This is a genomic window from Carnimonas bestiolae (assembly GCF_051251145.1).
Taxonomy (GTDB): Bacteria; Pseudomonadota; Gammaproteobacteria; order Pseudomonadales; family Halomonadaceae; genus Carnimonas; species Carnimonas bestiolae.
This window is the reverse complement of the sequence record NZ_JBPCZK010000013.1, coordinates 11,322-35,329: the sequence shown is the minus strand read 5'-3', so window position 1 is coordinate 35,329 and position 24,008 is coordinate 11,322. Positions and strand designations below refer to the sequence as shown.

22 protein-coding genes are annotated in these 24,008 nt (G+C 57.5%); 11 read left to right on the top strand and 11 right to left on the bottom strand.

The genetic code is table 11. From position 1 onward, the window contains the following. Positions 1-239: 239 nt before the first annotated feature. The 7 genes from R84865_RS12575 to R84865_RS12545 all read right to left on the bottom strand — a co-directional run bounded on the left by R84865_RS12575 (position 240) and on the right by R84865_RS12545 (position 7,799). On the bottom strand, positions 240-2,039 hold the full coding sequence (locus R84865_RS12575; RefSeq protein ID WP_435639844.1) for an N-acetylmuramic acid 6-phosphate etherase: 1,800 nt from the start codon (positions 2,037-2,039) through the stop codon (positions 240-242). A gap of 133 nt (positions 2,040-2,172) precedes the next feature. Then, a complete protein-coding gene (locus R84865_RS12570; RefSeq protein WP_435639843.1) occupies positions 2,173-3,600 on the bottom strand; it encodes a sugar porter family MFS transporter in 1,428 nt (475 codons plus the stop codon). A 242-nt stretch (positions 3,601-3,842) separates the two neighbouring features. Beyond that, positions 3,843-4,847 (bottom strand): SMP-30/gluconolactonase/LRE family protein, encoded by a 1,005-nt coding sequence (locus R84865_RS12565; RefSeq protein WP_435639842.1) that lies wholly within the window; start codon positions 4,845-4,847, stop codon positions 3,843-3,845. A 284-nt stretch (positions 4,848-5,131) separates the two neighbouring features. After that, positions 5,132-5,740 (bottom strand): LysE/ArgO family amino acid transporter, encoded by a 609-nt coding sequence (locus tag R84865_RS12560; protein WP_435639841.1) that lies wholly within the window; start codon positions 5,738-5,740, stop codon positions 5,132-5,134. Positions 5,741-5,869: 129 nt separating this feature from the next. Continuing rightward, on the bottom strand, positions 5,870-6,424 hold the full coding sequence (locus tag R84865_RS12555; RefSeq protein WP_435637563.1) for a YceI family protein: 555 nt from the start codon (positions 6,422-6,424) through the stop codon (positions 5,870-5,872). Then, complete coding sequence (locus tag R84865_RS12550; protein ID WP_435639840.1) at positions 6,421-7,005, bottom strand: cytochrome b; 585 nt, start codon at positions 7,003-7,005, stop codon at positions 6,421-6,423. Before R84865_RS12550 ends, R84865_RS12555 begins: the two co-directional genes overlap by 4 nt. A 341-nt stretch (positions 7,006-7,346) precedes the next feature. Next, a complete protein-coding gene (locus tag R84865_RS12545; protein WP_435639839.1) occupies positions 7,347-7,799 on the bottom strand; it encodes a TspO/MBR family protein in 453 nt (150 codons plus the stop codon). Between the two features lie 663 nt (positions 7,800-8,462). Here R84865_RS12545 and R84865_RS12540 point away from each other — a divergent pair. From R84865_RS12540 to R84865_RS12520, 5 genes are all read left to right on the top strand, one after another. After that, entirely contained in the window at positions 8,463-9,071 is a 609-nt protein-coding gene (locus R84865_RS12540) for a YceI family protein (protein WP_435637566.1), read from the top strand. A gap of 256 nt (positions 9,072-9,327) precedes the next feature. Next, complete coding sequence (locus R84865_RS12535; RefSeq protein WP_435631444.1) at positions 9,328-9,795, top strand: MarR family winged helix-turn-helix transcriptional regulator; 468 nt, start codon at positions 9,328-9,330, stop codon at positions 9,793-9,795. A 41-nt stretch (positions 9,796-9,836) separates the two neighbouring features. Next, positions 9,837-10,388: a hydrolase gene (locus R84865_RS12530; protein WP_435631443.1), complete on the top strand. Its 552-nt coding sequence runs from the start codon at positions 9,837-9,839 to the stop codon at positions 10,386-10,388. Between the two features lie 57 nt (positions 10,389-10,445). Then, positions 10,446-11,441 (top strand): homocysteine S-methyltransferase, encoded by a 996-nt coding sequence (gene mmuM, locus R84865_RS12525; protein WP_435639838.1) that lies wholly within the window; start codon positions 10,446-10,448, stop codon positions 11,439-11,441. Next, complete coding sequence (locus R84865_RS12520) at positions 11,438-12,799, top strand: FAD-dependent oxidoreductase (protein ID WP_435637569.1); 1,362 nt, start codon at positions 11,438-11,440, stop codon at positions 12,797-12,799. Before mmuM ends, R84865_RS12520 begins: the two co-directional genes overlap by 4 nt. 111 nt (positions 12,800-12,910) lie before the next feature. Here the strand turns inward: R84865_RS12520 and R84865_RS12515 are convergent, their stop codons facing one another. From R84865_RS12515 to R84865_RS12500, 4 genes are read right to left on the bottom strand one after another with little or no spacing between them, the layout of a single operon-like run. Then, on the bottom strand, positions 12,911-13,957 hold the full coding sequence (locus R84865_RS12515) for an HlyD family secretion protein (protein ID WP_435639837.1): 1,047 nt from the start codon (positions 13,955-13,957) through the stop codon (positions 12,911-12,913). Positions 13,958-13,968: 11 nt separating this feature from the next. Continuing rightward, positions 13,969-14,166, bottom strand: coding sequence for a DUF1656 domain-containing protein (locus R84865_RS12510; protein WP_435631439.1), 198 nt, complete (start codon positions 14,164-14,166; stop codon positions 13,969-13,971). Positions 14,167-14,183: 17 nt separating this feature from the next. Continuing rightward, positions 14,184-16,316: an FUSC family protein gene (locus R84865_RS12505; protein ID WP_435639836.1), complete on the bottom strand. Its 2,133-nt coding sequence runs from the start codon at positions 16,314-16,316 to the stop codon at positions 14,184-14,186. After that, the gene (locus R84865_RS12500) at positions 16,300-16,848 is read right to left on the bottom strand and encodes a MarR family winged helix-turn-helix transcriptional regulator (RefSeq protein ID WP_435637572.1); all 549 of its coding nucleotides are present in this window, start codon (positions 16,846-16,848) and stop codon (positions 16,300-16,302) included. The genes R84865_RS12505 and R84865_RS12500 overlap by 17 nt, the downstream gene beginning before the upstream one ends. Before the next feature lie 595 nt (positions 16,849-17,443). Between R84865_RS12500 and R84865_RS12495 the strand changes: the two genes are divergently transcribed. From R84865_RS12495 to R84865_RS12470, 6 genes are all read left to right on the top strand, one after another. Then, positions 17,444-18,175: a YebC/PmpR family DNA-binding transcriptional regulator gene (locus R84865_RS12495; RefSeq protein ID WP_435631436.1), complete on the top strand. Its 732-nt coding sequence runs from the start codon at positions 17,444-17,446 to the stop codon at positions 18,173-18,175. A gap of 63 nt (positions 18,176-18,238) precedes the next feature. Then, entirely contained in the window at positions 18,239-19,156 is a 918-nt protein-coding gene (locus tag R84865_RS12490; RefSeq protein ID WP_435631435.1) for a LysR family transcriptional regulator, read from the top strand. A gap of 173 nt (positions 19,157-19,329) precedes the next feature. Next, on the top strand, positions 19,330-19,731 hold the full coding sequence (locus R84865_RS12485) for a YbaN family protein (RefSeq protein ID WP_435631434.1): 402 nt from the start codon (positions 19,330-19,332) through the stop codon (positions 19,729-19,731). A gap of 36 nt (positions 19,732-19,767) precedes the next feature. Further along, positions 19,768-20,613 (top strand): aldo/keto reductase, encoded by an 846-nt coding sequence (locus tag R84865_RS12480; protein WP_435639835.1) that lies wholly within the window; start codon positions 19,768-19,770, stop codon positions 20,611-20,613. A 272-nt stretch (positions 20,614-20,885) separates the two neighbouring features. Further along, positions 20,886-22,403, top strand: a complete 1,518-nt coding sequence (gene betC / locus R84865_RS12475; protein ID WP_435639834.1) for a choline-sulfatase — start codon at positions 20,886-20,888, stop codon at positions 22,401-22,403. A gap of 188 nt (positions 22,404-22,591) precedes the next feature. Further along, a complete protein-coding gene (locus R84865_RS12470; RefSeq protein ID WP_435639833.1) occupies positions 22,592-23,965 on the top strand; it encodes an NAD-dependent succinate-semialdehyde dehydrogenase in 1,374 nt (457 codons plus the stop codon). The last annotated feature ends 43 nt before the right edge of the window (positions 23,966-24,008 follow it).

The window sequence follows — 24,008 nt, the reverse complement described above, 5'->3', positions numbered from 1 at the left end:
GAGAGATAACCCCATATCGTCCAGCGCGCGCTAACGCACGGCAGTTCGGCAGTTCGGCAGTTCGGCAGTTCGGCAGTTCGGCAGTTCGGCAGTTCGGCAGTTCGGCAGTTCGGCAGTTCGGCAGTTCGGCGGTTCGGCGGTTCGGCGGTTCGGCGGTTCGGCGGTTCGGCGGTTCGGCGGTTCGGCGGTTCGGCGGTTCGGCACCATCCTACCGCTTTACCCTCGGCGACTAAGCGCTGCTACGCTTGCCCCAACACCTGCTGAGAGAAGGCTTCGGGAAGCCCGCCTTCGACGTACCGCTGGGCGAGAATGGCGGCTCCTTGGCTGGCGCTGTGCAGCGGGGCTTGTACCTCAAGCCCTGCCTGTTGCAGCCGACTGATCAGCCGAGCGCGCAGCCAAGATCCTTCGCTAAGCAAGCCGCCGCTTAGCGTCACGCTGGGCGAAAGGCCGTCGGCGGCCTGCCGCGCGGTTTCGAACAAGTGATCAACGGCGGCGTTACACAGCGCGATAGCGCTCTGATCACCGCTGGCGGCTAGCTCAGTGACCTTGCGGGCAAATGAGGCCAACAGCGCAGAGGGCGCGTCGGCGCTGTGCACTCGGCTAATGTAGTCGTCGAGCGAACCAAAATGGGCCAGGAAGGCGCTTTCCAATGCCTCGGCATGCGGCGCCCGCTGGGTGATACCGCTGATCGCACGCCATGCTGCCTCGCGGCCCAGCCATGCCCCCGAGCCAAGATCACCGGCGAGAAAGCCAAGACCATCAACGCGTCGCCACGCCTGCGTGCCGTCACTGGCCACCGCAATACTGCCCGTTCCCACCGTCAACAGTGCGCCCGCTCCAGTGCCTACGGCGCCGACGTAAGACGCAACGCTGTCACTGGTAATGATGGCGCGCGCGTGAGGGAATACGCTCTGGAGCCCTTCCTGCAACGCGCTAACACGCTGTGGATGATACTCAGCGCCTGCCATACCTACACCAATCAAGGTGACCGTCGCGCCGCTATCGGCCAGTTGGCGAACGTAATCGTGCAATGCCTCGGCGGCTTCTGGAGGAAAGAGTGAGAACGAGCTGCCTTCAGTGTCGAAACGGAACTCCTGCGCCGACAGCGGGCGCTGATCAGCACCATTGAGTGCCACGGCACGCAAGCCACTACCGCCAATATCGATGCCCAGCACTATGCTATCCGATGCCGCCGGCGATGGTGCTGACGCATCGCGGGTAAGAACAGGCAGCGCATCGAGCACTGCCGCAACATCGTAGTGGTGCTGCTCGAGCAGCGCGGTGATGATGTTCTCGGGCTGCTGAGTCAGCTCAGCCACAATACGACCGGCGCGCTGCTTCAGCTTGTGATTAGTCGGCTGCACGCCCAGCATCAGATTGGAGCGCACTCGACCAAGCTTGATCATCACCGTAGTGGAGATGGCCTGAAGCACCATCTTCTGCGCGCTGGCCGCTTTCATGCGGGTGGAGCCGGTAATTACTTCCGGGCCGGTAGCGACCACTATCGCTAGCGCTGCCTCGCTAATCAGCGGTGCATCCGGATTCGACGTCAACCCAATGGTGAAGGCCCCGCGCTGACCTGCCTCGTGCAATGCGCCCAGCACGAAGGGCGTGGTGCCGCTGGCGGCAACCCCCATCACCACATCGTTGGCAGCAACGTCAGCCACCGCCGCTGCGCCGTCAGCGGCACCATCTTCGGCGTGCTCTACGGCACCCTGCATCGCACCAATGCCGCCAGCAAGGTGGGCGACAATGCGCTGCGCAGGGAATCCATAGGTGGGCGGCACCTCGGCGGCGTCCAACACTGCCATCCGACCACTCGTACCAGCGCCCACATAGTGCAGCGTACCGCCGTCGGCCAAACGCTGTGCAATCGCAGCCACCGCCTGCTCCATCTGCGGCAGCGCCGAGCGCACTACAGCGGCAACCGTGGCGTCCTCGTCATTGATCAACGCCAGAATATCCCGCGTTGGCAGTTGATCGATCCGAGCGCTAAGCGGATGACGTTGTTCGGTGGGCGGAAGCGAAGAAGAAGTCATGAAAAGGTCCGTTACTGCTCATCCAAATAGGCGCTAGCATCTCACGAATCAGCGCCCGATGCTGTCCCAAAAGCGCTGCACCGCGCCTGAGCACTAGCTTATAGCATTGCGGTTAACGTCGCGTGACGCGGTGCTAGCGGCGAATCGACGCGCCGACTTCACTGTCGCTGCTCGACTCCCAGCGTCCGCCGTTCTCCCAAAACAGCCGGATGTCATCGAGCGGACGCCCCTTGGTTTCCGGTGCCAGCGTTCGGCAAAACACAATGGCCGCCAACGCCATTGCGGCGAAGCCCATAAAGGTCACACTCCCCCCTACTGCCGAGAAGACCGCCAGGAAGAACTGGGCAATCACGATATTAATCAGGAAGTCAGACGAGAGAGCGATGGTGGCACCCACTGCGCGCAAGCGGCCCGGCAAGGTTTCAGCGGAATAGATCCATATCAGCGAGCCGAAGCTCATGCCAAAGCCCGCTTGGAACAGCACGAAGCCCAGCACACCTGCAACGCTGAGCGCCGTCGATGCCGTACCTAACGCGAATACCGTCGCGATCACGACATCGCCCAGCAGCATCAGCGTCAATCCGGTTTGCATCAATGGCTTGCGACCAATTCTGTCGACCAGTACCAGCGCAATCAGCGTGGTCGCCACTGAAAACAGCGTGATCAGTCCGGGCAACAGCAGCTTACCCGCACTGCCGCTGAAGCCCATACCAGCGAAAATTAAGGGCTGGTAGTACACCAGCGCATTGATGCCGGTCAGCTTTGCCAGCGCGCCAAAGCCCACCACGAAAATAAAGGCTCGCCGGTAAGGAGGCCGCAATAGCGACAGCAGCGAATGCCTGATCCCCGCGCGCTGTGCGTGTTCTTCATCTAACCGCCGAGCAGTGTCAGCACACAGCGCTTCGGCATCGGCAGGAGAGTGCCCCAACCCTCGCAGCGTTGCGACCGCCTTGTCACGCGCCTCGCGCATCAGATACCACACTGGGGTGTCGGGTAGGCGCAGCACCGCTAGCGCCACGAGCAGCGAGGGAATCGCGGCAATACCAAGGTTAAGCCGCCAGTTATCGAGCGGTGCCAGCAGAAAGCCCGCCACATAGGCCAGAATAATGCCGCAGGCATTCGACACCTGGTACATCGCGATCAGGCCGCCGCGCCGCTCGGACGGTGAGATTTCGCTCACAAATACCGGCGCCGCCACGGTAGAAAGACCAATGCCAATGCCCAGCATCAAGCGGCAGATATTCAGCATCGTTAAGCCAGTGGCCAGCGCTTCTCCCAACGCGAATAGCGTAAACATCACCGCCACCAGCAGCAGGCTGCGCTGGCGGCCGAGTCGATTGGTGATGACGCCCCCGCTTACCGCACCGAGCAAAAGGCCAATACCAATGATGGCATTAAGGGAAGAAAACTGGCTTTGGCTTAGACCAAGATCATTGGGCAGCGACTCAGCAACCGACGCGCTGGCGCCCATGTCGTATCCGTAGATAACGCCAATTGAGGAAACCGGTATCAGACAGCGCCATGGAATCGGTAGAGAATGCTGATGGGAGGTAGCGGTCAATGCAGAAGTACTCTTTGGGCAAAAGGCTCAGCGTAATGAGAGCCACTTGTTATTAGGATGACTAGCAGCCTAACCAAGTGCCTGCTCAAACGCTAGCCACCCGCGCGCTGTCCACTCTTCAACGTCTTCAGCCCACAAAAAGGCCACCCGAAGGTGGCCCTTGATAACGGTGCTCGCTGTGCAGCCGGTGCCTTTGATTACGCCGAACTGCTACGTCGAGCCGTGCTGTACAACGAATACGCTTAATCGGCGCTAACCACCGATACCGGCACTCGCCATACGCGCATGCCGGAAGTCGCATAGCCCCAATGATCGCCGCTGGCATTCTTGCAAAGCGCCACGTTGGAGGTGGCGGACTCCGACGGAATCAGCACCTTGCCCAAAAGCTCAGCCTTGGGTGAGTAGATATGCAGCCCTTCCTTGCTACCGCTCCACACGTTGCCTTCGGTATCCACATCGATGCCATCCGGCACGCCGGGCGATACGGTGACGAACTCACGCTCGTTGGTCAGCTTATTGTCACGCACGTCGTACGCCATGATGCGATGATTCTGCTCGGAAGAGTCCACCACATAGAGCATTTTGTTGTCGGGAGAGAACGCCAGACCATTCGGCTTCGCTATGCCTTTCAGCACGAATTGCTCGATGTCATGGGAAGCGGGATCGAAACGATAAACGTGCTCGCCAAGCTGCTGCTTGCCGCCGGGGTAGCTTTCGTCCTGACTTTTCAGACCGTAATCAGGATCGGTGAACCAGATGGCGCCGTCGCTTGCCACCACAACATCATTGGGGCTATTGAAGCGCTTGCCCTGATAGCGATCCACCAGCATTTCCCAGGAACCATCCGATTTGCGGCGTTCGATGCCGCGTTTGCCGTGAGACGCCGCAATCACGCGTCCTTCGCCATCAACCGCATGACCGTTTTGGAAATCCGACGGCGAAAGCTCTACCTTCAAGCCGCCCTGCTCGCTCCAGCTGACCAGCCGATTGCGCGGAATTTCACTGAACATTACCGAGCCATCGGGCAGGCACACTGGGCCCTCCGACCACACCGATTTTTCGGCGATGGTGCGCGCCTGACGCGACTGATCGACCAACTGATCAAAGGCTTTACTGGTGCCTTTGAACGTTACTTGCGGGGCATCCTTCGCTGCAGCGCCATGATTTAACGCCACCAGCGCCAAAGGAAGAGCACAAAGCGCAAGAACGCGCGACGCCGTAGGGCGAGAAAAAACGTTGAAATTCAAGAGGACCTCCTCAGCGGGGAGCAACGGTTTAGTGACACTGCCGATAGCCGTGGTTCCAGCGACTTATTCAGCAACAATCGACGAATATAGCGCACAGCCTGACGTATAACCTGAGAGAAGTCTTTATATTTGCACATTTTTCTCGCTAAACATTCAGTCTCAACATCAACTTCTTCCGCGCCCTTACATACTCCCAATCAATGCGTCCCTATCGCTTAGCGCCCCTGAAAAAGAGACCATCAAGCCCGCGCCACCTTCTCGCTCTATCGTCGCTCGCTGCCTTGCTACGGGGCAACGATCAAGCGCACCGCAATCCCCCACATCAGCAGCGCCACCGCAGCATCCAACAGCTTCCACGCCATCGGCCGGGCGAATAGCGGCCGTAGCCAGCGCGCGCCATATCCCAGAGTAACGAAAAACAGCAGCGATGCGCTCATCGCGCCGCTGGCAAAGGCGATTTCGGCACCGGCGAAGCGCGTCGAAATCGATCCCATGAACACCACGGTATCGAGATATACGTGCGGGTTAAGCCAGGTTAATGCGAGACAGGTCAGCACGGCGCGTCTGAGTGACGTTGTCGCCTCGCCCTCCACCACCAAACTGTCGTTGGCGCACAGCGCTGCCCGCATGCTCTTGGCGCCAAACCACAGCAGAAACAGCGCGCCGACGTAGCGCATCACCGGGTCGAGCCACGGCAGCAGCGCTACGACTCGGCTGAAGCTACTGACGCCCAGCGCAATCAGCACCACATCAGAAAGCGCGCAGGTCGACACCACTGCCAGCACATGCTCTCGTTTGATTCCCTGCCTCAAAACAAAGGCATTTTGAGCACCGATCGCCAGAATCAGGCTCAGGCCAATGCCAAACCCGGTAGAGAATGCAGCCGACATCATTGTGGTTAGCTCAACCTTTATCTGAATAAACGCTTAGCATAACGTTTTTCCATCAGCTTTCACCCACACAAAAAAGCCCCGCAACGCATAAGCATTGCGGGGCGGCTGACCACCCTTAGGACCGGATGATTACTGAGCGGTCAGATTCAAGTGCGCGGTCACTTCGACATCAGCGCCAATCACAGAGGTGTCCTGGTAATCCCCCTCACCGACACCGAAGCTCAGGCGTTTCAGCTTGCCGTGGATATCCATGGTGGCGTGATTGCCATCGGGCGCGAAATCGACCGTCAACGCCACCGGCTCTGAGTGTCCCTTCATCTCCAGCGTGCCTTCCGCAACAATCTTATCGCCCTGTTTGGAGAACGACGTGGTGACGAAGTGCGCTTTAGGGTGGTGCTCGGTGTCGAAAAACTCCTTGTTGGGCAGCATGCCATCACGCGTGCTCTCGCCGGTTTTCGCGCTCGTCAGATCGACGGTCACATCGGCCTTGGAGGTATCAAGATGCGCGGGATCGAAGTCGATGGACGCCATCCAGTGGCCAAAGGTGCCGTCGAAGGACTGCCCTTGATAGGTCGTCTTGAACCCCAGCGAGCTATCGTCCTGATTAGCGCTGTAGTGAGCCGCCTGCGCGGCAACCGGTAGCACCAGCAGCATAGAAATCAACGATGCCGTTAGTTTTTTCATTTGAAATCCTCGATGGATGAAACCTCAGAGTGCGCACGCCCAAAGGGCAGCATGCGTTTAAGGGTGGCGTCGCGATCAATAAAGTGATGCTTGAGCGCCGCCAGCGCGTGTATCACCACTAGCGCGATCAGCGACCAGAAAATCACTAGATGCGCGGTAATCACCACATCCGCCCACTGGTGATTCACCACGCCGCCCAGCGACGGCAAATTGATTTGCTTGAAATACTGCAGCGGAAAGCCTTTCAGCGAATTCGCCCACCATCCCGACAGCGGCATGGCAAGCGCCAACAGATACAAAAACCCGTGGACGGCATGCGCAGCGATGTGCTGCCAGCGCGACATAGGCAGCGCCCGCGGAGCGCGACTGGAAAACCGCCAGGCCATTCTCAGCAGCAGCAGCCCTAGCACGGTCAAACCAATCGACTTATGCAGGGCATAGGCGTTAATCATCTTCATTGACGGCGACAGTCCCGTCATCCACAGCCCATAGGCGCCATTACCGATAATCAGCAGCGCCGTCGCCCAGTGAAAGAAGCGCGCAACGCTTCCCCAGTTCCCCGCGGTATTCTTAAGGCTCATCGAGTTGTCTCACTGCACAGGGTTAGAGGAGAGCGCGCGAACCGAGTGCGCTCAACGACATTGGCTGAATTAAAGCACGTACATCCAACGACATCTGCGGGAGGCGCAGAAAGATATACTTCCATATTTGGAAATAATTATGGGCGCAATGCGACTTATTCAGCGACAAATCGAAGATAATTGAGCGCGGCCTAAGCGTGCAATCGCCAAGGCGACGACTGAGGTCGCCAACTACAGCACCCTAAGCAAAGGTAAATGGAGGTAGAAATAGCCCGCGCGCGACAGCAATGCGAATCAATGCCCCACCAGCGGCAGCGATGCGGTCGCGCGGTAGCAGTGCGTCAGTTCAGCATCACCAGACTGATATTCAGCAGCGTCGCGTAAGCCACCCACGCCAAGTACGGCACAAACAGCAGCAGCGCCCCTTTATCAACGCGCTGCGCCCGCATCATGAACAGCACAATGGCTAACAGCATCGCCACAATGATGACTGCGCCACCGGTCAGGCTTTTCACACCGAAAAACACCGGCGACCAACAGAAGTTAAGCGCTAGCTGCAGCATCCAAGCGCGCATCGCGCTCGACCAGCCAGTACGCATCCACACTCGCCACCCGGCCACCGCAATCAATGCATAAATAACGCTCCACACCGGCGCGAATACCCAGGGCGGAGGATTGAACGCAGGCTTATGCAGCGCGTTAAACCAGCTGTCGGGGCGCGTGGTGTATCCCAGCAGCAATCCCCCACCGACCACCACCACTAAAAATCCAATAAGCAGCAACCACTTACGCATGATATCGCTCTCTGAAATGAAGAGCTTCAAGTGTAGCAGCAGCAGGGAAAAGACAAGGCAAATACGGACGACTAAAGTCGGGCTGTTGAGGGAGCGGCGGTGGGCTAGGCTATGCTGACGTGAGTGTCTTGCTCCCAGAGAACTGAACGGATCGCCTTTGGCGACGAGCCTTCAATTGCTGGGCTTGTAGGGAAGGAAACCGGAGGAGGTGTGAAGCGTTAATGCCCGCTTTGCGCCGCCGGCGCGGGTGGACCGGTGTGAGGAGGCTAGGCTCTCGGCTTGCACATTGGCTGGACTGCGCTGCTGGCCCCGATTTTGGCTCATCCGCCTATAGGGGTGGCGGTTGGTCGCTACACGCAGGGCGGGCATGTGCCATACCCGTGCTCAAAGCACCTGTTAATAATAACCACATTTTTATTGTGGACATACCCCCTGCGACAGTTTTACGCACTTTTTTTTGCACATTGAGCGCTAATTTCCATTTCGGAAAATCACTTATGCACTCAACAGGGCCGCCAGAAACGCTTTAGTGCTCTATGATCGTTAGGAAGAAAGTGGATTTCTGGGAAAAATAGTCGCCAAACCACTTTTTCTAATTAGTGCATAAAGGAAGAGAATTTTCTCACTGCTCTCTTCCCCCATGATCTTCAGGAGATGCCCACCATGACGTTCAAGAAAACCGTCCTCGCGTCGCTAAGCGTAGCTGCGCTGACCGCAGGCCTGAGTCAGGCTCCGCTGGCCGCTGCCGCCGACGTACAGAGCGGCACTTATAAGGTTGAGCCGGCCCACACCCAAGTGCTGTTCAACGTGGATCATTTCGGCTTCACCAACTACCACGGCGTGTTCTCGGGCGCATCGGGCTCCTTGACGCTGAATGCCGACGACGCTTCCAAAAGCAAGGTCGACATCACCATTCCCACCACAACCGTTCAGACAACCTCGGACAAGCTGACCGAGGAGCTGAAAGGCAGCGATTGGTTCAATACCAAGGCGCACCCCAACGCCCGCTTCGTATCGACCAAGGTCACCAGTAGCGACAGTGATAACGCCAAGGTGGAAGGTAACCTCACGCTGAACGGCGTTACCAAGCCGGTAACGCTTAACGTGCATTTCCATGGTGCAGGCGAAAACCCGCTCAACAAGGCATACACCGCGGGCTTTGATGCCATCACCACCATCAAACGTTCCGACTTTGGTATCAAGCAGTTTGTTCCTGCGGTCAGTGATGAAGTCAAACTGACCATCGAAGGCGCTTTCGAAAAGGCAAAGTAAAGGCTCCACGCTGAGCCTCTTGGATGCCCTGCCACACCAGCAGGGCATTTTTTTGTCTTATCGCAGCGCGCATGCTGCTGCCGCGCGATAAAAACGGCTCTTGTCGGCCATACACGCTGGATCATTTTGCCGCATTGCTCCCCCTTCTCATCCACACTAATTGCATGCAATATAGAAAGGACTATCGAGCGCGCACAGCATTGCTGCGCTCTCAACTGATGGCCTTGCGCCACTCAACGTCTACCGAGCCTTTATCATGGTGACTTCATCTGATCCGTTGCGCTTGGATCAGCAGGCATGCTTCCCGCTGTATGCAGCTTCCAACCTGATCCAACAGCTTTACCATCCGCTGCTAAAACCGCTGGGCCTTACCTACTCCCAATACCTGGTGATGCTGGTGCTATGGGAGCTTAGCGACCATCAGACCGACATCAGCATCAGCGATATCAAGAAGCGCCTGAAGCTCGACATTGGCACGCTATCGCCGCTGCTGAAACGCATGGAGAAAGCCGGTCACCTTCAACGCCAGCGCTCCGACAAGGACGAGCGCCGCGTTATCATCACCCTGACCGACCATGCCAAGGCGTTGCGTGAACAGGCTCGTGATATTCCCGCGTGCCTGTTCAATCAGGTGGGCATTAGCCTCGAAGAGCTCAGAACGCTGCGTGAGCACGTTATCCATTTAGTAGAGAAGCTGGAGCAGGCAAACGCACAGCGCCGCTGAGCCACCTGTCCTTTCACCCTATATTGCCGACGGAGAATCCCATGTCGCTGAACAAGCATTCGACTGCGCTGATTATTATCGATTTGCAGGAAGGTATTACCACCGACGACAGAGCGCCCTACTCCTCAGAGCAAATTATCGCTATCAACAAAACGCTGGCGGATCGCTTCCGTGAAGCAGGTGCTCCAGTGGTGCTGGTCAAGGTGGCGTTCAGTGCCGATGAAGCCCCCAGCCGCAAGGTGTCTAGCCCGTCGCTGCCCGAGCAGTCACCCGAAGGTTTCGACACTCTGGTAGAAGGCTTGCAGCAGCCGCAGGACATCGTCGTCACCAAACACCACTGGGGCGCGTTTATCGGCACCGATCTCGATTTGCAGCTACGCAGGCGCGGCATCGATACGGTGGTGATCAGCGGCATTGCCACCAATTTTGGCGTCGAGTCGACGGCCCGCTCCGCGTGGGAGCTTTCGTACAATGTGGTTATTCCGGAAGACGCCTGCACCTCGTTCAGCGCGGAATATCATCGGTTTTCGATCGACCATATTCTCAAGCGCATTGCGGTGGTTAACGGAAGCGACGACATTCGCTTCAACTAAGGCAAGTCATCTTTCTTCTTCACGCGGGCCAGCCAATGGCCCGCTTGGCGGTACCGAATGAATCAACACAGGTTGCCACTCGATCTCGCGTCACTGCTTGCCGAGCAGCAGATGCTGGTCGTGGATGGCGGACTTTCCAATGAAGTCGAAGCGCAAGGCGCAACGCTTGCTACGCAGTTGTGGTCGGCACGGCTGCTGCTCGACAATCCGGAACTGATCAAACGCGCGCACCGCGCCTACTTTGATGCCGGCGCAGATGTTGCGATTACCGCTAGCTATCAAGCTTCGCTGGAAGGATTTGCTGCGATTGGCGTGAGCGAGCAGCAGGCCCTTGAGCTGATCAAGCGCTCGGTCAGCCTTGCCCGTGAAGCCGCTGATGAACACTGCCACGAGCGCGCGGGAGCGGGTGTACGCCCTCTCGTAGCAGGCTCGGTCGGTCCCTACGGCGCTTATCTCGCCGATGGCTCCGAGTACAGCGGCGACTACACAATCTCCGAGCCACTGCTCAAAGCCTTCCATCGTCCGCGCATCGACGCCCTGCTCGACGCTGGGGTCGATATTCTCGCCATCGAAACTCAGCCCTCGTTCAGCGAAGTGGTCACCCTGGTACGGCTACTGGAGGATTATCCTCAGGCCCGTGCGTGGGTGACCTTCAGCGCGCGTAATGGCAGCGACATCAATGATGGCACCCCAATCGCTGAGTGCGCGGCGTGGCTGGACGAGCAGCCACAAGTGGTCGCGCTGGGCGTAAACTGTACACAGCCTGAATTTATCTCCTCGCTACTCGGTCAACTTTCGCCACACACTTGCAAACCCTTGGTGGTCTACCCAAACTCGGGTGAACACTACGATGCGCAAAGCAAATGCTGGAGCCCCACTGCCGCACCTGATAGCGCAGGCCTCTCACAGCACATCAGCAAATGGTACGCACTGGGCGCACGCTTGATTGGAGGCTGCTGCCGTACCACGCCGAGCGATATTGCCACCATAGCCGCAGCGCGCAGCGTCCTGCCGCCTGCACCGATTTCCTCACGTCGAGAGCCGACTCCATGAGCCACGCTGGATCACACGGTGCCCAGGTTGAACATCAGCAATGCATCATTGCCGGGGGCGGCCCCGGTGGATTGATGCTGGGCCTGCTGCTGGCGCGTGCGGGAGTAACGGTCACCGTGGTCGAGAAACACGCCGACTTTCTGCGCGATTTCCGCGGTGACACCGTGCATCCCTCTACGCTCGATGTCATGGATGAACTCGGGCTACTGGATGAAGTGCTGAAGATTCCGCATACCCGCGCCGAGCAGTTGCATGCCGAGATGGGTGGACAGCAGGTCACCATCGCCGACTTCTCACGGCTAAAAAGCAAATGCCGATTTATCGCGTTCATGGCGCAATGGGATTTCCTCGACTTCATCGCGCGCGAAGCACGTAAATATCCCAACTTCCGGCTGCTGATGCGCACCGAAGTGACTGAGCTGACGAATAGCAACGGGCGTATCACCGGTATCAAGGCAACCTCACTTGACGGTGATATCACTCTGCATGCAGACCTGGTAGTGGGCGCAGACGGTCGTCACTCGAAGGTGCGTGAGCACGCTGGTATGCAGGTCAATGCCTTTGGGGTACCCACCGACGTACTGTGGATGAAGCTCAGTCATCAGCCTAACGATCCGCCCTACACCATGGGCCACGGCGGCCCGCGCATGGGCATTGTGCTGATCGACCGCGGCGATTACTGGCAGTGCGGCTACGTAATTCGCAAGGGCAGTTTCGATGATATCAAGGCTGCCGGACTGGACGCCTTCCGTGAGGAAGTCGGCGAGGCACTGCCGCTACCCACCGAGCGTATGCAGGAGATAGAGCGCTGGAACGATGTGTTTTTGCTGCGCGTCAGGATTGATCGACTCGAGCGCTGGTGGAAACCGGGGCTGCTGTTTATCGGTGATGCGGCGCACGCGATGTCACCGATTGGCGGCGTGGGCGTCAACCTGGCCATTCAGGATGCGGTAGCAACCGCCAATATTCTTGCGGCCCCGCTGCGCGAAGGCCGACTGAAAGACAAGCATCTTGCCAAGGTAGAAAAACGCCGCCGCTTCCCTACCCGCGCCACTCAAAAACTGCAACTGATGATGAAACGCCGCCAGAAGCCTGACGACGCCGATAGCACCAGCAACGACACCGCAGCGGCTGACCAAACGCCCCCAAACCAGCACACAACGGCATCTTCCGATGCCGCAGCAGCCCCTGAACGCAAAGGGCCGCCGCGTTTCGTGCGCGCGCTGGCCGGATCGCCGGTGCTGGCACGCTTGGCCGGAAGGCTGATGGGGCTTGGGTTCCGCCCCGAGCACATTCGCCATCAAGCAGCACCGGCCGTTTCCAAGCAGCCCGACAGCCCAAACGATTCCTTCTCTTAGACACCTTTGCAGTATCGCAATAGCAACACCCCGATCACCCATTGTTGGCGGATGATCGGGGTGTTGCGTTATTAGGGGCTGTGCTGACGTAACGCAGCCACCGGCGATAGGTTACTGCTGTACAGAGACTGCCGGTTCACCGTCGTCGGAATCACTGGGCTTCAGATTGACAGTAGCGGTCATGCCAGAAAACAGCACGGTATCCTTGGGTACCGTGGCAGGGTCGATCTCGATGCGCACCGGCACCCGCTGTGCTAATCGCACCCAGTCGAAGGTGGGGTTCACATCCAACAGTTGGTTTTCACTGTTGGTGTTTTCAGTGTCGCCAATCCCACGCGCAATGCCGGTGACCCGTCCTTCAACATGAGTCCCACCGGCCATCAGGCGAATATCGGCCTTATCACCAATTTTCAGGTGGGGTAGTTTGGTCTCTTCGAAGTAGCCATAAATATAAAAGCTATTGCTATCGATTAACGCCATTTGCTGTTGGCCCGCATCGGCGTAGTCGCCCACGCGCACGTTCACGTTAGTGACATAGCCATCGGTGGCCGCCTTGACCTCGGTGCGATCAAGGTTGAGCTGGGCCTGATTAACACTGACCTGTGCTTGCTGGATAGCTACCTGAGCGACATTGACCGCATCACGCTGCTCTTGCAGTTCCTGCAGGGCCTGCTGATATTCGGCCTGGGCCGTGCTGGCCGTTGAGATAGCATCCGACAAGTCCTCACGCGAAATAGCCGTCGATGATAGGTGGCGACGGCGCTCAGCGCGATCGGCGTACATCTCATAGCTGCTGCGCTTGGCTTCCACCGTCGCTTTCGCACTGTTGGCCTGAGACACCGCCTGACGATAGTTGGCACGCGCTCGATTGAGTGCCGACTGGGCATCAGCCAGCGCCAACTGATAGCGAGACGTATCGACCACCATCAACGTTTGACCACGATGCACCAGTTCGTTGTCTGCCACCTTCACATCCGTGACCAGCCCGCTTACATCGGGGGCCACCTTGGTGACGTAGGCGCGAATACGGCCATCACGCGTCCACGGCGAATACATGTAGTGGGACCATAGTACGTAGGCCAGCACGATGGCGATGACGAACATCGCAAGCGTGATCAACGCGCGAAACACCTTCACCGAGTTCATTCGATTACTCACTTGACGCTCAATTAAAAGAAAACCAGCCCTATCAACGCAAACACGCTCGTGAACAACGCCAATCGAAATAGCCCCGGGTGCCACACGTAGTGATAAACACCGTAGCGGGCGGCCAGCTTGTCAATTCCCCACATCAACAGCAGTGAGGCAACAAATAACACCAATAAACCGGGCGCCAGCGCATCGCCCAGCATCACTTCTCTCGGCATCGGTTGCTCTCCTCTTGTTATTCAGGCTGCCCAGCGTGGCTGTCATAAAGCCCGAGACCAGCATCTTCTACCAAGCGTTTGCCGGCATGCTCGATGTCTGCCGCGAGCACGTGCACACTGCGGCGCAATGTCGGCGCGGCCTCATCCGCCTGCGAGACCAGCGCCTCTGCCTGTAGTACCGCCGCCTGAGTACGCTGATAGCGCTCAGCAGTAGGCATGCGGAATAGCAGTACCGTTTGTTCGATAGCGCTGCGCACGGCGCGGCGAATCTCACTGGCAAGTGTCTGCTGCTGTTCGAGCGCCAGACGCAGCTCAACGATGGTGCGGCCCGTCCCGCAGACAATCAGCGCGCGTTCGACCAAGGGGCTGGATTCGACGTCCTGCACCTGACTCATCAACTGATTGAAGAGGTCACGATTCTGGCTTTCGAGGCGTCCCGCGATCCCACTAAGCGAGGAAGTGGCTGCGCGCTGCACTTGATGATCCATGCGCTTTTGCAGCCGCCTGGCTACCCATTTGAAGCGCCCCGCGGGAGGGATGATCGTATAAGCGGCAATCGCGGTGGCAATTCCAAACAGCTGCGCCAATGCACTGTTGATAAATTGGGTTACGTCATAGGGCTGCACATTGGCAAGCCCGGTAATATAGACAAAGCAGATACAGTACCCGAGCCCAATACCAAAACGCCCCATCTGCACCATGATCACAAAGCCGACCAGGATAAAAGGAATATAGGTCGTGACCAGCAGCCCGTAGCCGTCAATATGCGGCATGACCAGAAATTTGAAGAGAAACACCGCCACACAGGCTATCGCATAGCCGATGCCTACTTCGTAGGTAGTTTTGGCAGGGTTAGGCGTACTGGCAAACAGCGCGCAGTAGATCCCGGTATTGAGCAGCACGTTTTCACCGCCCGACCAGCTCGATTCAAACCAGAACCATCCCACCGCCATCATCGCTAGAAAAGCGCGCGCAACATTTATCAAGGCGGGGGCAAAATCGGTCACGCGGCTAAAGCTGACCACGTTGCTAACAAACAGGGCCGGCGAGGCGTTATAGAGTTTGTCAGTGCTTTGCGCATAGGCAATCAGTTCATCAATTAGCCGCAGCAGCAGCGCACTGGCGGTGTCCAACGCGCGCGCCTGATCCGGCTGTGCTGCCAGTTGCTGTTCCAGAACGCCGGAATGCGACAGCACCTGCGCTCGGCCGCGCTGTAAGCGCTCAACCATGGCACGCCCTTCACGACCGCCGTAAGGCCCCTCTCCCACGGCTTCACACAACTGATCGTAAAGCAGCAAGATACGCTCATAAGCATCGTGCTGCTCACGAGCCAGCATACGCGCGCAGTAGGCATGCAATGCATGAAAGCTGGCACAGGACTCCATGAAGCGCTGATTCGCATGTTGGAAGCGCGCCGAGCGCGCCATCAGGCCAGTGTCTTCGAAGATAGCGGAAGAGCGCAGATCTTCGAACTGCACCGCCAGTTGCATGGCGTCTACCTGATCCTTGATAAACGACCTGTTATCGATATCGCCCGGCCGCACACGGTTGAAAAAACCGAACAACATCTCAAACTGCGATTGCGCCTGCGCCCACAGTGATTTACCCATGCGCACCGGGAACACCACCTCATGCACCACGGTAGTCACGATGATGCCCAGCATCACCTCACTACAACGTGCCACCGCATCGTTAAACACCATTTCGGGGTGCTGATAGCTCGATAAGGTAATAAAGGTGGTGGTATAGCCGCTCAGTACGAAGGCGTAGGATTTGAAATTACGCATAAATCCCGCCCCGCCCGCACACAGCGCTATCCAACTGGAAAACCCGAGCAAAAACAACTCGCTGTGCTGGGCGTACAGCGCGATCAGTAGCACCGAGACGATCGCACCGATTACCGTACCAATGGTGCGGTAAAAGCTTTTGGCGATAATCATCCCCGACTGCCGGTTAAGAATCAGCACCGTAGTCAGCATGGCCGTAGAGGGCGACTGCAGGTTGAAGCGCAGCGCCAACCAGCCGGTAATAAACAGTGCCAGCAGCGCACGCCCGATATACACCCAGTGCGGCAGTTCGACCCTCAACGCGCTGTTCAGGTTGTCCAGCCACCTCGAGGCGCTAGCAATGTCATCACTCCTCGATGACATCGGCTATTTCCTCACCTTCCAGCGCCATGCCCGCCAACAGCTTGTGCAGCAGCAGCTTCAGCATCTGCTGCTCCAGCGACGACAAACTGGCCGTTTCCAGATTCAGCAAGCGCGAGATGGGCGGAATGAACGCTTCTACTGTGGCTAATCCCGTCTCAGTCATGGTCAGCAGCGTTTTGCGCCCATCATCGGGGCTGGGGGCGCGGCTCACCATGTCCTTTTCACACAGTTGGGTAATCAAACGCGTGATATTGGTCTGCTTCTCACCGGTACACTCGCCCAGCTCAGACGGCGTCATGGCGTAGTGCTCAGAGCCATATAGCATCATCAGAATGTTGTATTCGGAATGATTAAGGCCCCAGCCACGAAGCACGGCGTTGGCCTGATCCTGAATTTCGCGAAACAGGTGTTTGATTAACCGGACCACCAGCGCGGCATCGGTCGGAAATTCAGGGTGCGAGCGTTGAGTGATCTCGATGTGGCGCTGAGTGGCCGCGAAGCGTTTCTCAAGCCGATTCATAACGGTTGCCACTATGTTAGTTCATATGTGAAATAAATTAGCGCCAGTATACGCGTACTCATGGACGTTATGGAATGCCTGTTAGGCGCGCTGCATCGCCGACAAACCTTGCAGCTTTCGATGCTGAGCGCTCATTGTCACGATCCCAAGCGCTTAAACCAAACCCAACATACTGAAATATAGAGAAAAACTACTTATAGCGAGAGATTTTACGATCGCCACAGACGCGTTTACGAAACATGCCCTGCTGACGCCAAGACGTGCCAGCGACGCTTAATATGCTTCAGAAAGGAAATAACACGAATATCTTGGTTCGTCATAGCTCGGTGGGCCGCACCGTTGCCTATAATGCCAATGGATTGACCACGCGCGCCAAGCGCGCAATAGCAGATTTAGTGCTGCTCGCTGCTTACCTGAAATACGCCTCGTGCGCTGACGTCATAAGGAATAGTAATCAAAAACGGAACAATTAAGCTGGAAAACAGCGCAATGTAGTTAAATTTGCCCAGACTTTACTGACCAAATCGACGTTTCCATAATCTGTGGCTCTCCCCTCGCGGCGCTGGGTCGAGTACACTCTTGGCGTCACTAGATTAGGGAAACCACGATGGGAAGGACGTTCGAAAACCGCAAGGCCTCCATGGCCAAAACTGCCGCAGCAAAAACCAAGGTATACAGCAAATACGGTCGCGAGCTTTACGTGTGTGCCAAGCACGGCGGCGCCGACCCCAGCGCCAACCTTGCGCTGCGCAGCATGATCGACCGTGCCAAAAAGGATCAGGTGCCGGGTCACGTCATCGATAAAGCGCTGGAAAAGGCCAGCGGCGTCGGCGGCGAAGATTACTCACCCGCTCGCTACGAAGGGTTTGGCCCCGCCAACTCGATGCTGATCGTTGAATGCCTGACCGACAATCCTAACCGTACCTTTGGTGATGTGCGCGGCAGCTTTACCAAAAGCAAATGCAAGATCGGCACCCAGGGCACGGTATCGCACATGTTTAATCACACGGCGATTTTCTCTTTCAAGGCCGATGCCGAGCGCAACGAAGAGAGCGTGCTTGAAGCGCTGATGATGGCCGATGTCGATGTCACCGATATCGAGCAGGACGACGACCAGATCAACGTCTTCGTGCCGCCTACTGAGTATGGCAAAACCACTCAGGCGCTTACCGAGCAATATGGCAACCTCGACTTCGACACCGCTGAAATTCAGTTTTTGCCGCAGTCAACCATGACGCTTGAAGGGGACGACCTCGCCCAGTTCGAGAAGCTATGCGATCTGCTCAACGATCTGGATGATGTGCAAACTATCTACCATAACGTAGAGCTGTCGCAGTAAATACATAGCGCTGGATGATCACCTTTACGGTCACCAGGGCTGCAGTGCAGTAGAGGGCAACGCATGGATCGTCTCGAATGTGACCGCATGCTGGTCGCGGTGCTGGAAAGCGGGAGCTTTTCGCGCGCTGCCGAGCGGTTGGGCATCAGTGCTGCCAAGGCATCCAAGCTGATTTCCCGGCTCGAATCCGACCTTGGCGTGCAACTTATCACACGCACCACGCGCGCCCTCTCTGCCACTGAAATCGGGCAGTTCTATTACGAGCGGGTTCGCGCGTTGCTCACCCAAATCGACGAGCTCGATAATGCCGTTCAGCACTCATCGAGCAAGCCGTCGGGGCGGCTGCGCATTACTGCCCCGCTTTCCTTCGGTGTTAGTCAGCTAGTGCCCGTGCTCAACCAGTTTGCCGAACGCTATCCCGACATCCAGCTGGATGTCAGCTTCAGCGATAAATTTGTCAGTCTGGTCGATGAAGGCTTCGATGCTGCGGTGCGTATCGGCATTCCCGCCGATAGCCGTCTGATTGCGCGTCGCCTATGCAGCGCCAGCGTACTGACGGTCGCCTCGCCCGCCTACCTCGAGCATCATGGCGAGCCCACCAAGCCTCAACAGCTCGGCGAACACGAGTGCATTATCGACACTAATCTGTCCGAGCCCTCATCGTGGCGGTTTTCGTGTGCCAACTCGGATATATCAGTGACTGTTAACGGTAGAATCAGGCTCTCCAATCCGGAAGCCTGCCTCAAGGCTGCCGAAAGCGGCCTCGGCATTGCGCGCTCGCCGGCATTTGTGGCTGACCGCGCCATCCGCACCGGACGCGTCAGAGAAATACTGCGCGAGAACGTCACTCCTCCCAACCACGGTATCTACGTGCTGTACCCCTCCAGCCGCCATCTGGCGCTGAAGGTGCGCGTTCTTATCGACTTCCTGGTCGAGCAATTTCCCGACCCGCCCCCCTGGGAAGCGCAGTTGCATCATTGACAGCATAGCCGCCGCCGAACGCTAGTGGCTGGCGGGGCAAACTGCCTTTACGCGGTCTACTCACCGGCTCGCTACGCACCTTCATCTATTTGATACTGATACGGTACTGGCGCAGCACCGTTACTTTTACGTATTCTTAAGGTTTTCCACTGCGACCCACGCTGGAGTGAGTCATGGAAGAACCAACCAACGTTTCCCCTACCACCCGCTGGATATACCTTGGCGTCGGGTGGCTATTCGTGGCGCTAGCCGTAATAGGCGCTTTTCTACCCGTAATGCCCACAGTACCGTTTCTGATTGTTGCCGCCTGGGCATTCGAGCGCGGCTCACCGCGCCTGCATCGCTGGCTTTATCAGCATCCGGTGTTCGGCCCGCCGCTTACCCGCTGGCGTGATCACGGCGTCATTCCCCGCTACGCCAAATGGCTGGCCGTCGGCTCGATGACAGCGAGCGTGATTCTGATGCTGATTATTGGGCTACCGTTCGTGCTGATTGGCGGCATTGCTCTGATCATGATTGCCACTGCGGTGTACATCGTGACGCGCCCCTCTAGCGTGGAGGCGTCACGTAAATAACCCTGTTTGTTTTATTCACCCCTGAAGGAGAACGCCATGAGCCGTGCGGATATCCCCACGTTCACACTCAACGACGGCAACCACCTGCCGGTTATAGGGTTCGGCACCTATCAGCTCAACGGCCGGGAAGGCATCGACAGCATGATGGCCGCTATTAGTCGCGGCTATCGGCTACTTGATTCTGCCTTCAACTACGAAAACGAAGGTGCGGTAGGCCAAGCGGTGCGTCAGAGTGAAGTCCCACGCGATCAATTGTTCGTGGCATCGAAGCTACCGGGCCGCCATCACAAGTACGATCAAGCCGTAGTGACGATCGAAGAATCACTCTACCGCACCGGCCTCGACTACCTTGATCTCTACCTGATTCATTGGCCAAACCCTAAGCAGGGCCTTTTTGTAGAAGCCTGGCAGGCGCTGATTGATGCTCAGAAGCGCGGCTTGGTGAAGTCGATTGGCGTGAGCAACTTTTTGCCCGAGCACATCGACACCTTGATCAAGGAGACCGGCGTGGCACCTGCCGTCAACCAGGTAGAGCTGTCTCCCTACTTCGCGCAGGATAAGCAGCGTGCCTTCGATGCCAAGCACAACATTGTGACTGAAGCCTGGAGCCCGCTGGGCCGTGCGTCGGCGCTGCTGGAAGATCAACATCTTCAGGAGATTGCGGCCCGCTACGACAAGAGCATCGTGCAGATCATCTTGCGCTGGCATTTCCAGCTTGGCGTGCTGGCAATTCCGAAATCATCCAATCCTGAGCGCCAGAAGCAAAACCTCGAGCTGTTCGACTTCGCGCTCAGCGATGATGAGATGGCTGCAATCAAGCGCCTCGATCGCCCCGACGGCCGCATTAACGATCAGGACCCGGCCGAATACGAGGAGTTCTAACGTCGTATCGGGGTACCTTGCCGAGCGGCGACACAGTGCTCGGCATTTGCTCTCAACAGCAACCAGCCTCAGCACATCAGCAAATATTGAGCGCGTGCTCGCAAGGCCACCAATCAGCGGCGCCTGCCCCTTAGGCGCCGTTGCTGTATCTATACGAGCCTCATCGTACCGCGTAGAGACCACCTCGATAACAGGGCGAGCGGTAGACGTAGTGCGCTACCACCGCTACCGTGCTGAATGGATCCGAAGTTCGCAACGATATGGACGATAAAATGAACAAGCGCCCGAATATATTGATAGTGATCGCCGATCAGGTGAATGGACGCCTGTTCGAGAACGGCCCAGCCGACTACCTGAAAGTCCCTCACCTGCGTCGCTGGTTTGCGCAAGCGACCAACTTCTCCAACAGCTACACTGGCAGCCCGCTGTGCTCACCGGCCCGCGCGTCGCTAATGACCGGCCAACTGCCTTCGCATACTGGCGTCTACGACAACGCCGCCGAATTTCCTTCCAGCCTGCCCACTTACGCCCATCATCTGCGTCGTGCCGGCTATCAGACGTTGCTGTCGGGCAAGATGCACTTTGTCGGCCCCGATCAGCTGCACGGCTTCGAAAAGCGCCTGACTACCGATGTCTATCCCGCCGACTTCGGCTGGACGCCCGACTACCGCAAGCCCGGCGAGCGTATTGACTGGTGGTATCACAACCTTGGTTCGGTCACTGGGGCGGGCGTGGCCGAAACCTCGAACCAGATGGAATACGACGACGAAGTGGCCTTTTTCGCCGAGCAGGCATTGTTCAATCTGGCGCGAGGTCACGATCAGCGCCCGTGGTGCATGACCGTCAGCTTCACTCACCCGCATGATCCCTATGTTGCGCGCCGCAGTTACTGGGATCGTTACGAGGACTGCCCCGCGCTGATGCCCGAGATTCCCGCCGTACCCTTCCAGCAGCAGGATGCCCACTCACAGCGACTAATGAAGGCGAGCGAATTCGAGAAATTCGAGATCACCGACCGCGATATCCAGCGCGCACGGCGCGGCTATTTCGCGAACCTGTCATTTATTGACGATAAATTCGGTTCGCTGCTCGACGTTCTCGAACGCACCCGCATGCGCGACAACACCATCGTGCTGTTTCTTTCTGACCACGGCGACATGCTGGGCGAGCGCGGTTTGTGGTTCAAGATGAGCCCGCGCGAAGGCTCTGCACGCGTTCCCCTCGCGATCCAATTGCCCGGGCAGCAAGGCGGCACTATAGACACGCCGGTGTCGACACTCGACCTGAACGCGACGCTAGCCGATCTGGTAGGCATCGATCTTAGCGAAGTCAGCCCCTGGAGCGACGGCGAATCGCTGCTGCCGCTGCTACGCGGTGAAGGTGGCCACGCACCGGTGGCAATGGAGTACGCCGCCGAGGGGACAGAAGCACCGCTGGTGACGCTGCGCGATGGGCGCTACAAGTACAATCACTGCGAACTCGACCCTCCGCAGCTATTTGACCTTGAAAACGACCCGCACGAGTCCCACAACCTAATAGAGGAAGAAGCTTACGCGGAGCTCGCTGCCCGCTTCGCTGCACGTGTTGCTGAACGCTGGAACATGACCCGCTTTGACAACGAAGTGAGAGAGAGCCAGGCACGGCGCTTGGTGGTATATAAAGCACTGCGCCAAGGCCATTACTTCCCATGGGACTATCAGCCGCTGCAAGCAGCCAGCGAGCGCTACATGCGTAACCACATGGACCTCAATACATTGGAAGAGGATCAGCGCTTCCCACGCGGTGAATAGCGATTGAATCAAACCAGCTACACTAAAGAACGTTAGCTATCAGCGCGCAACATGGATGATGATGCAGTTTCCGATACGAGCGCTGTAGCACAGTCAGATGTCGCCACGACCGAGCGTCCGACGTGAGTCACCCATGCACGACGTAACGCCCTTCGATCCATTAGGATCCTTTATTAAGAGGAGCAATCATGAGTCAGTATCGCACCGTTAACCCTGCCACAGGTGAAGTAGAGAAAGAGTTCGATACCCACACCGACGAGCAAATGTTCGCCAAGCTGGACACCGCTCATGCATTGTGGAGCAACGATTGGAAATTCCGCTCCTTTGAAGAACGCCGCAAGGTAGTTCAGGGCGCGGCCGACGTACTGCGTCGCGATAAAGAGAAGCACGCGCGACTAATCGCCACCGATATGGGCAAGGCTTATAAGGAAGCCTTGGCTGAAATCGAGCTGTCCGCCGATATTCTGGCGTACTACGCCGACATCGCAGAAAAAACGCTAGCGCCTAAAAAGATCGATACCGATACCGGCAATGCGACCGTGATCAGTCAATCGCTGGGCGTCATCTACTGCGTAGAGCCCTGGAACTTCCCCTACTATCAGCTGGCGCGCGTAGCGGCCCCTAACCTGATGGCAGGCAACGTGGTGATGGTGAAGCACGCACCCGGCGTACCGCAGTGTGCGCTCGGCTTCGAATCGCTGTTCAAGGATGCCGGAGCACCGGAAGGCGCTTACACCAACCTCTTTATTAGCAACGATCAGTCCGAACAGTTGATCAGCCGCTTCGAAGTACGCGGTGTAGCGCTGACCGGCAGTGAACGCGCCGGTAGCGCAGTGGCCGCACAGGCCGGTAAGGCGCTGAAGAAATCTACGCTCGAACTGGGCGGCGCTGACGCCTTCGTGGTACTCGACGATGCCGATCTGGATCAGGTAATTCCCTGCGCAGCAGCGGGCCGTATGTCGAACAACGGTCAGGTATGTACCTCAGCCAAGCGTATGATTGTGCATGAATCGCTGGTCGACGAATTCACGCGCCGCCTCACCGACGCGCTCAAAGAGTTCAAATACGGCGATCCTCTGGACGAAAGCACCACTCATGGCCCGATGAGTAGCGAAGACGCCATGAAGAATGCGCTGGATCAGGTACAAAAGGCGGTCGACCACGGTGCGACATTGGTGACCGGCGGCAAACGAATTGATCGCAAAGGCTTCTTTATGGAAGCTGGCATTCTGACCAATGTGACCAAGGATAACCCCGTCTACTACGAAGAAATCTTCGGCCCGGTCGCGATTATTCATTCGGTATCCAGCGAAGAGGAAGCCATCAAGCTGGCCAACGATAGCCCCTACGGATTGGGCGGCTCGGTATATACCACCAATATCGAGCGCGGCGTGAAAGTAGCCGAGTTGATCGAAACCGGCATGGTGTTTATCAACAAACCCACCGATACCGCTCCCGAGCTGCCGTTCGGCGGTGTGGGCAATTCAGGCTATGGCCGTGAACTCTCTGAATTCGGTATTGAGGAATTCCTCAACCGTAAGCTGATTCACACCCCTTCCTGAGTTCAACCCCCTGCGCCGTATCTGCGCGCCAGGGGGCTGTGTA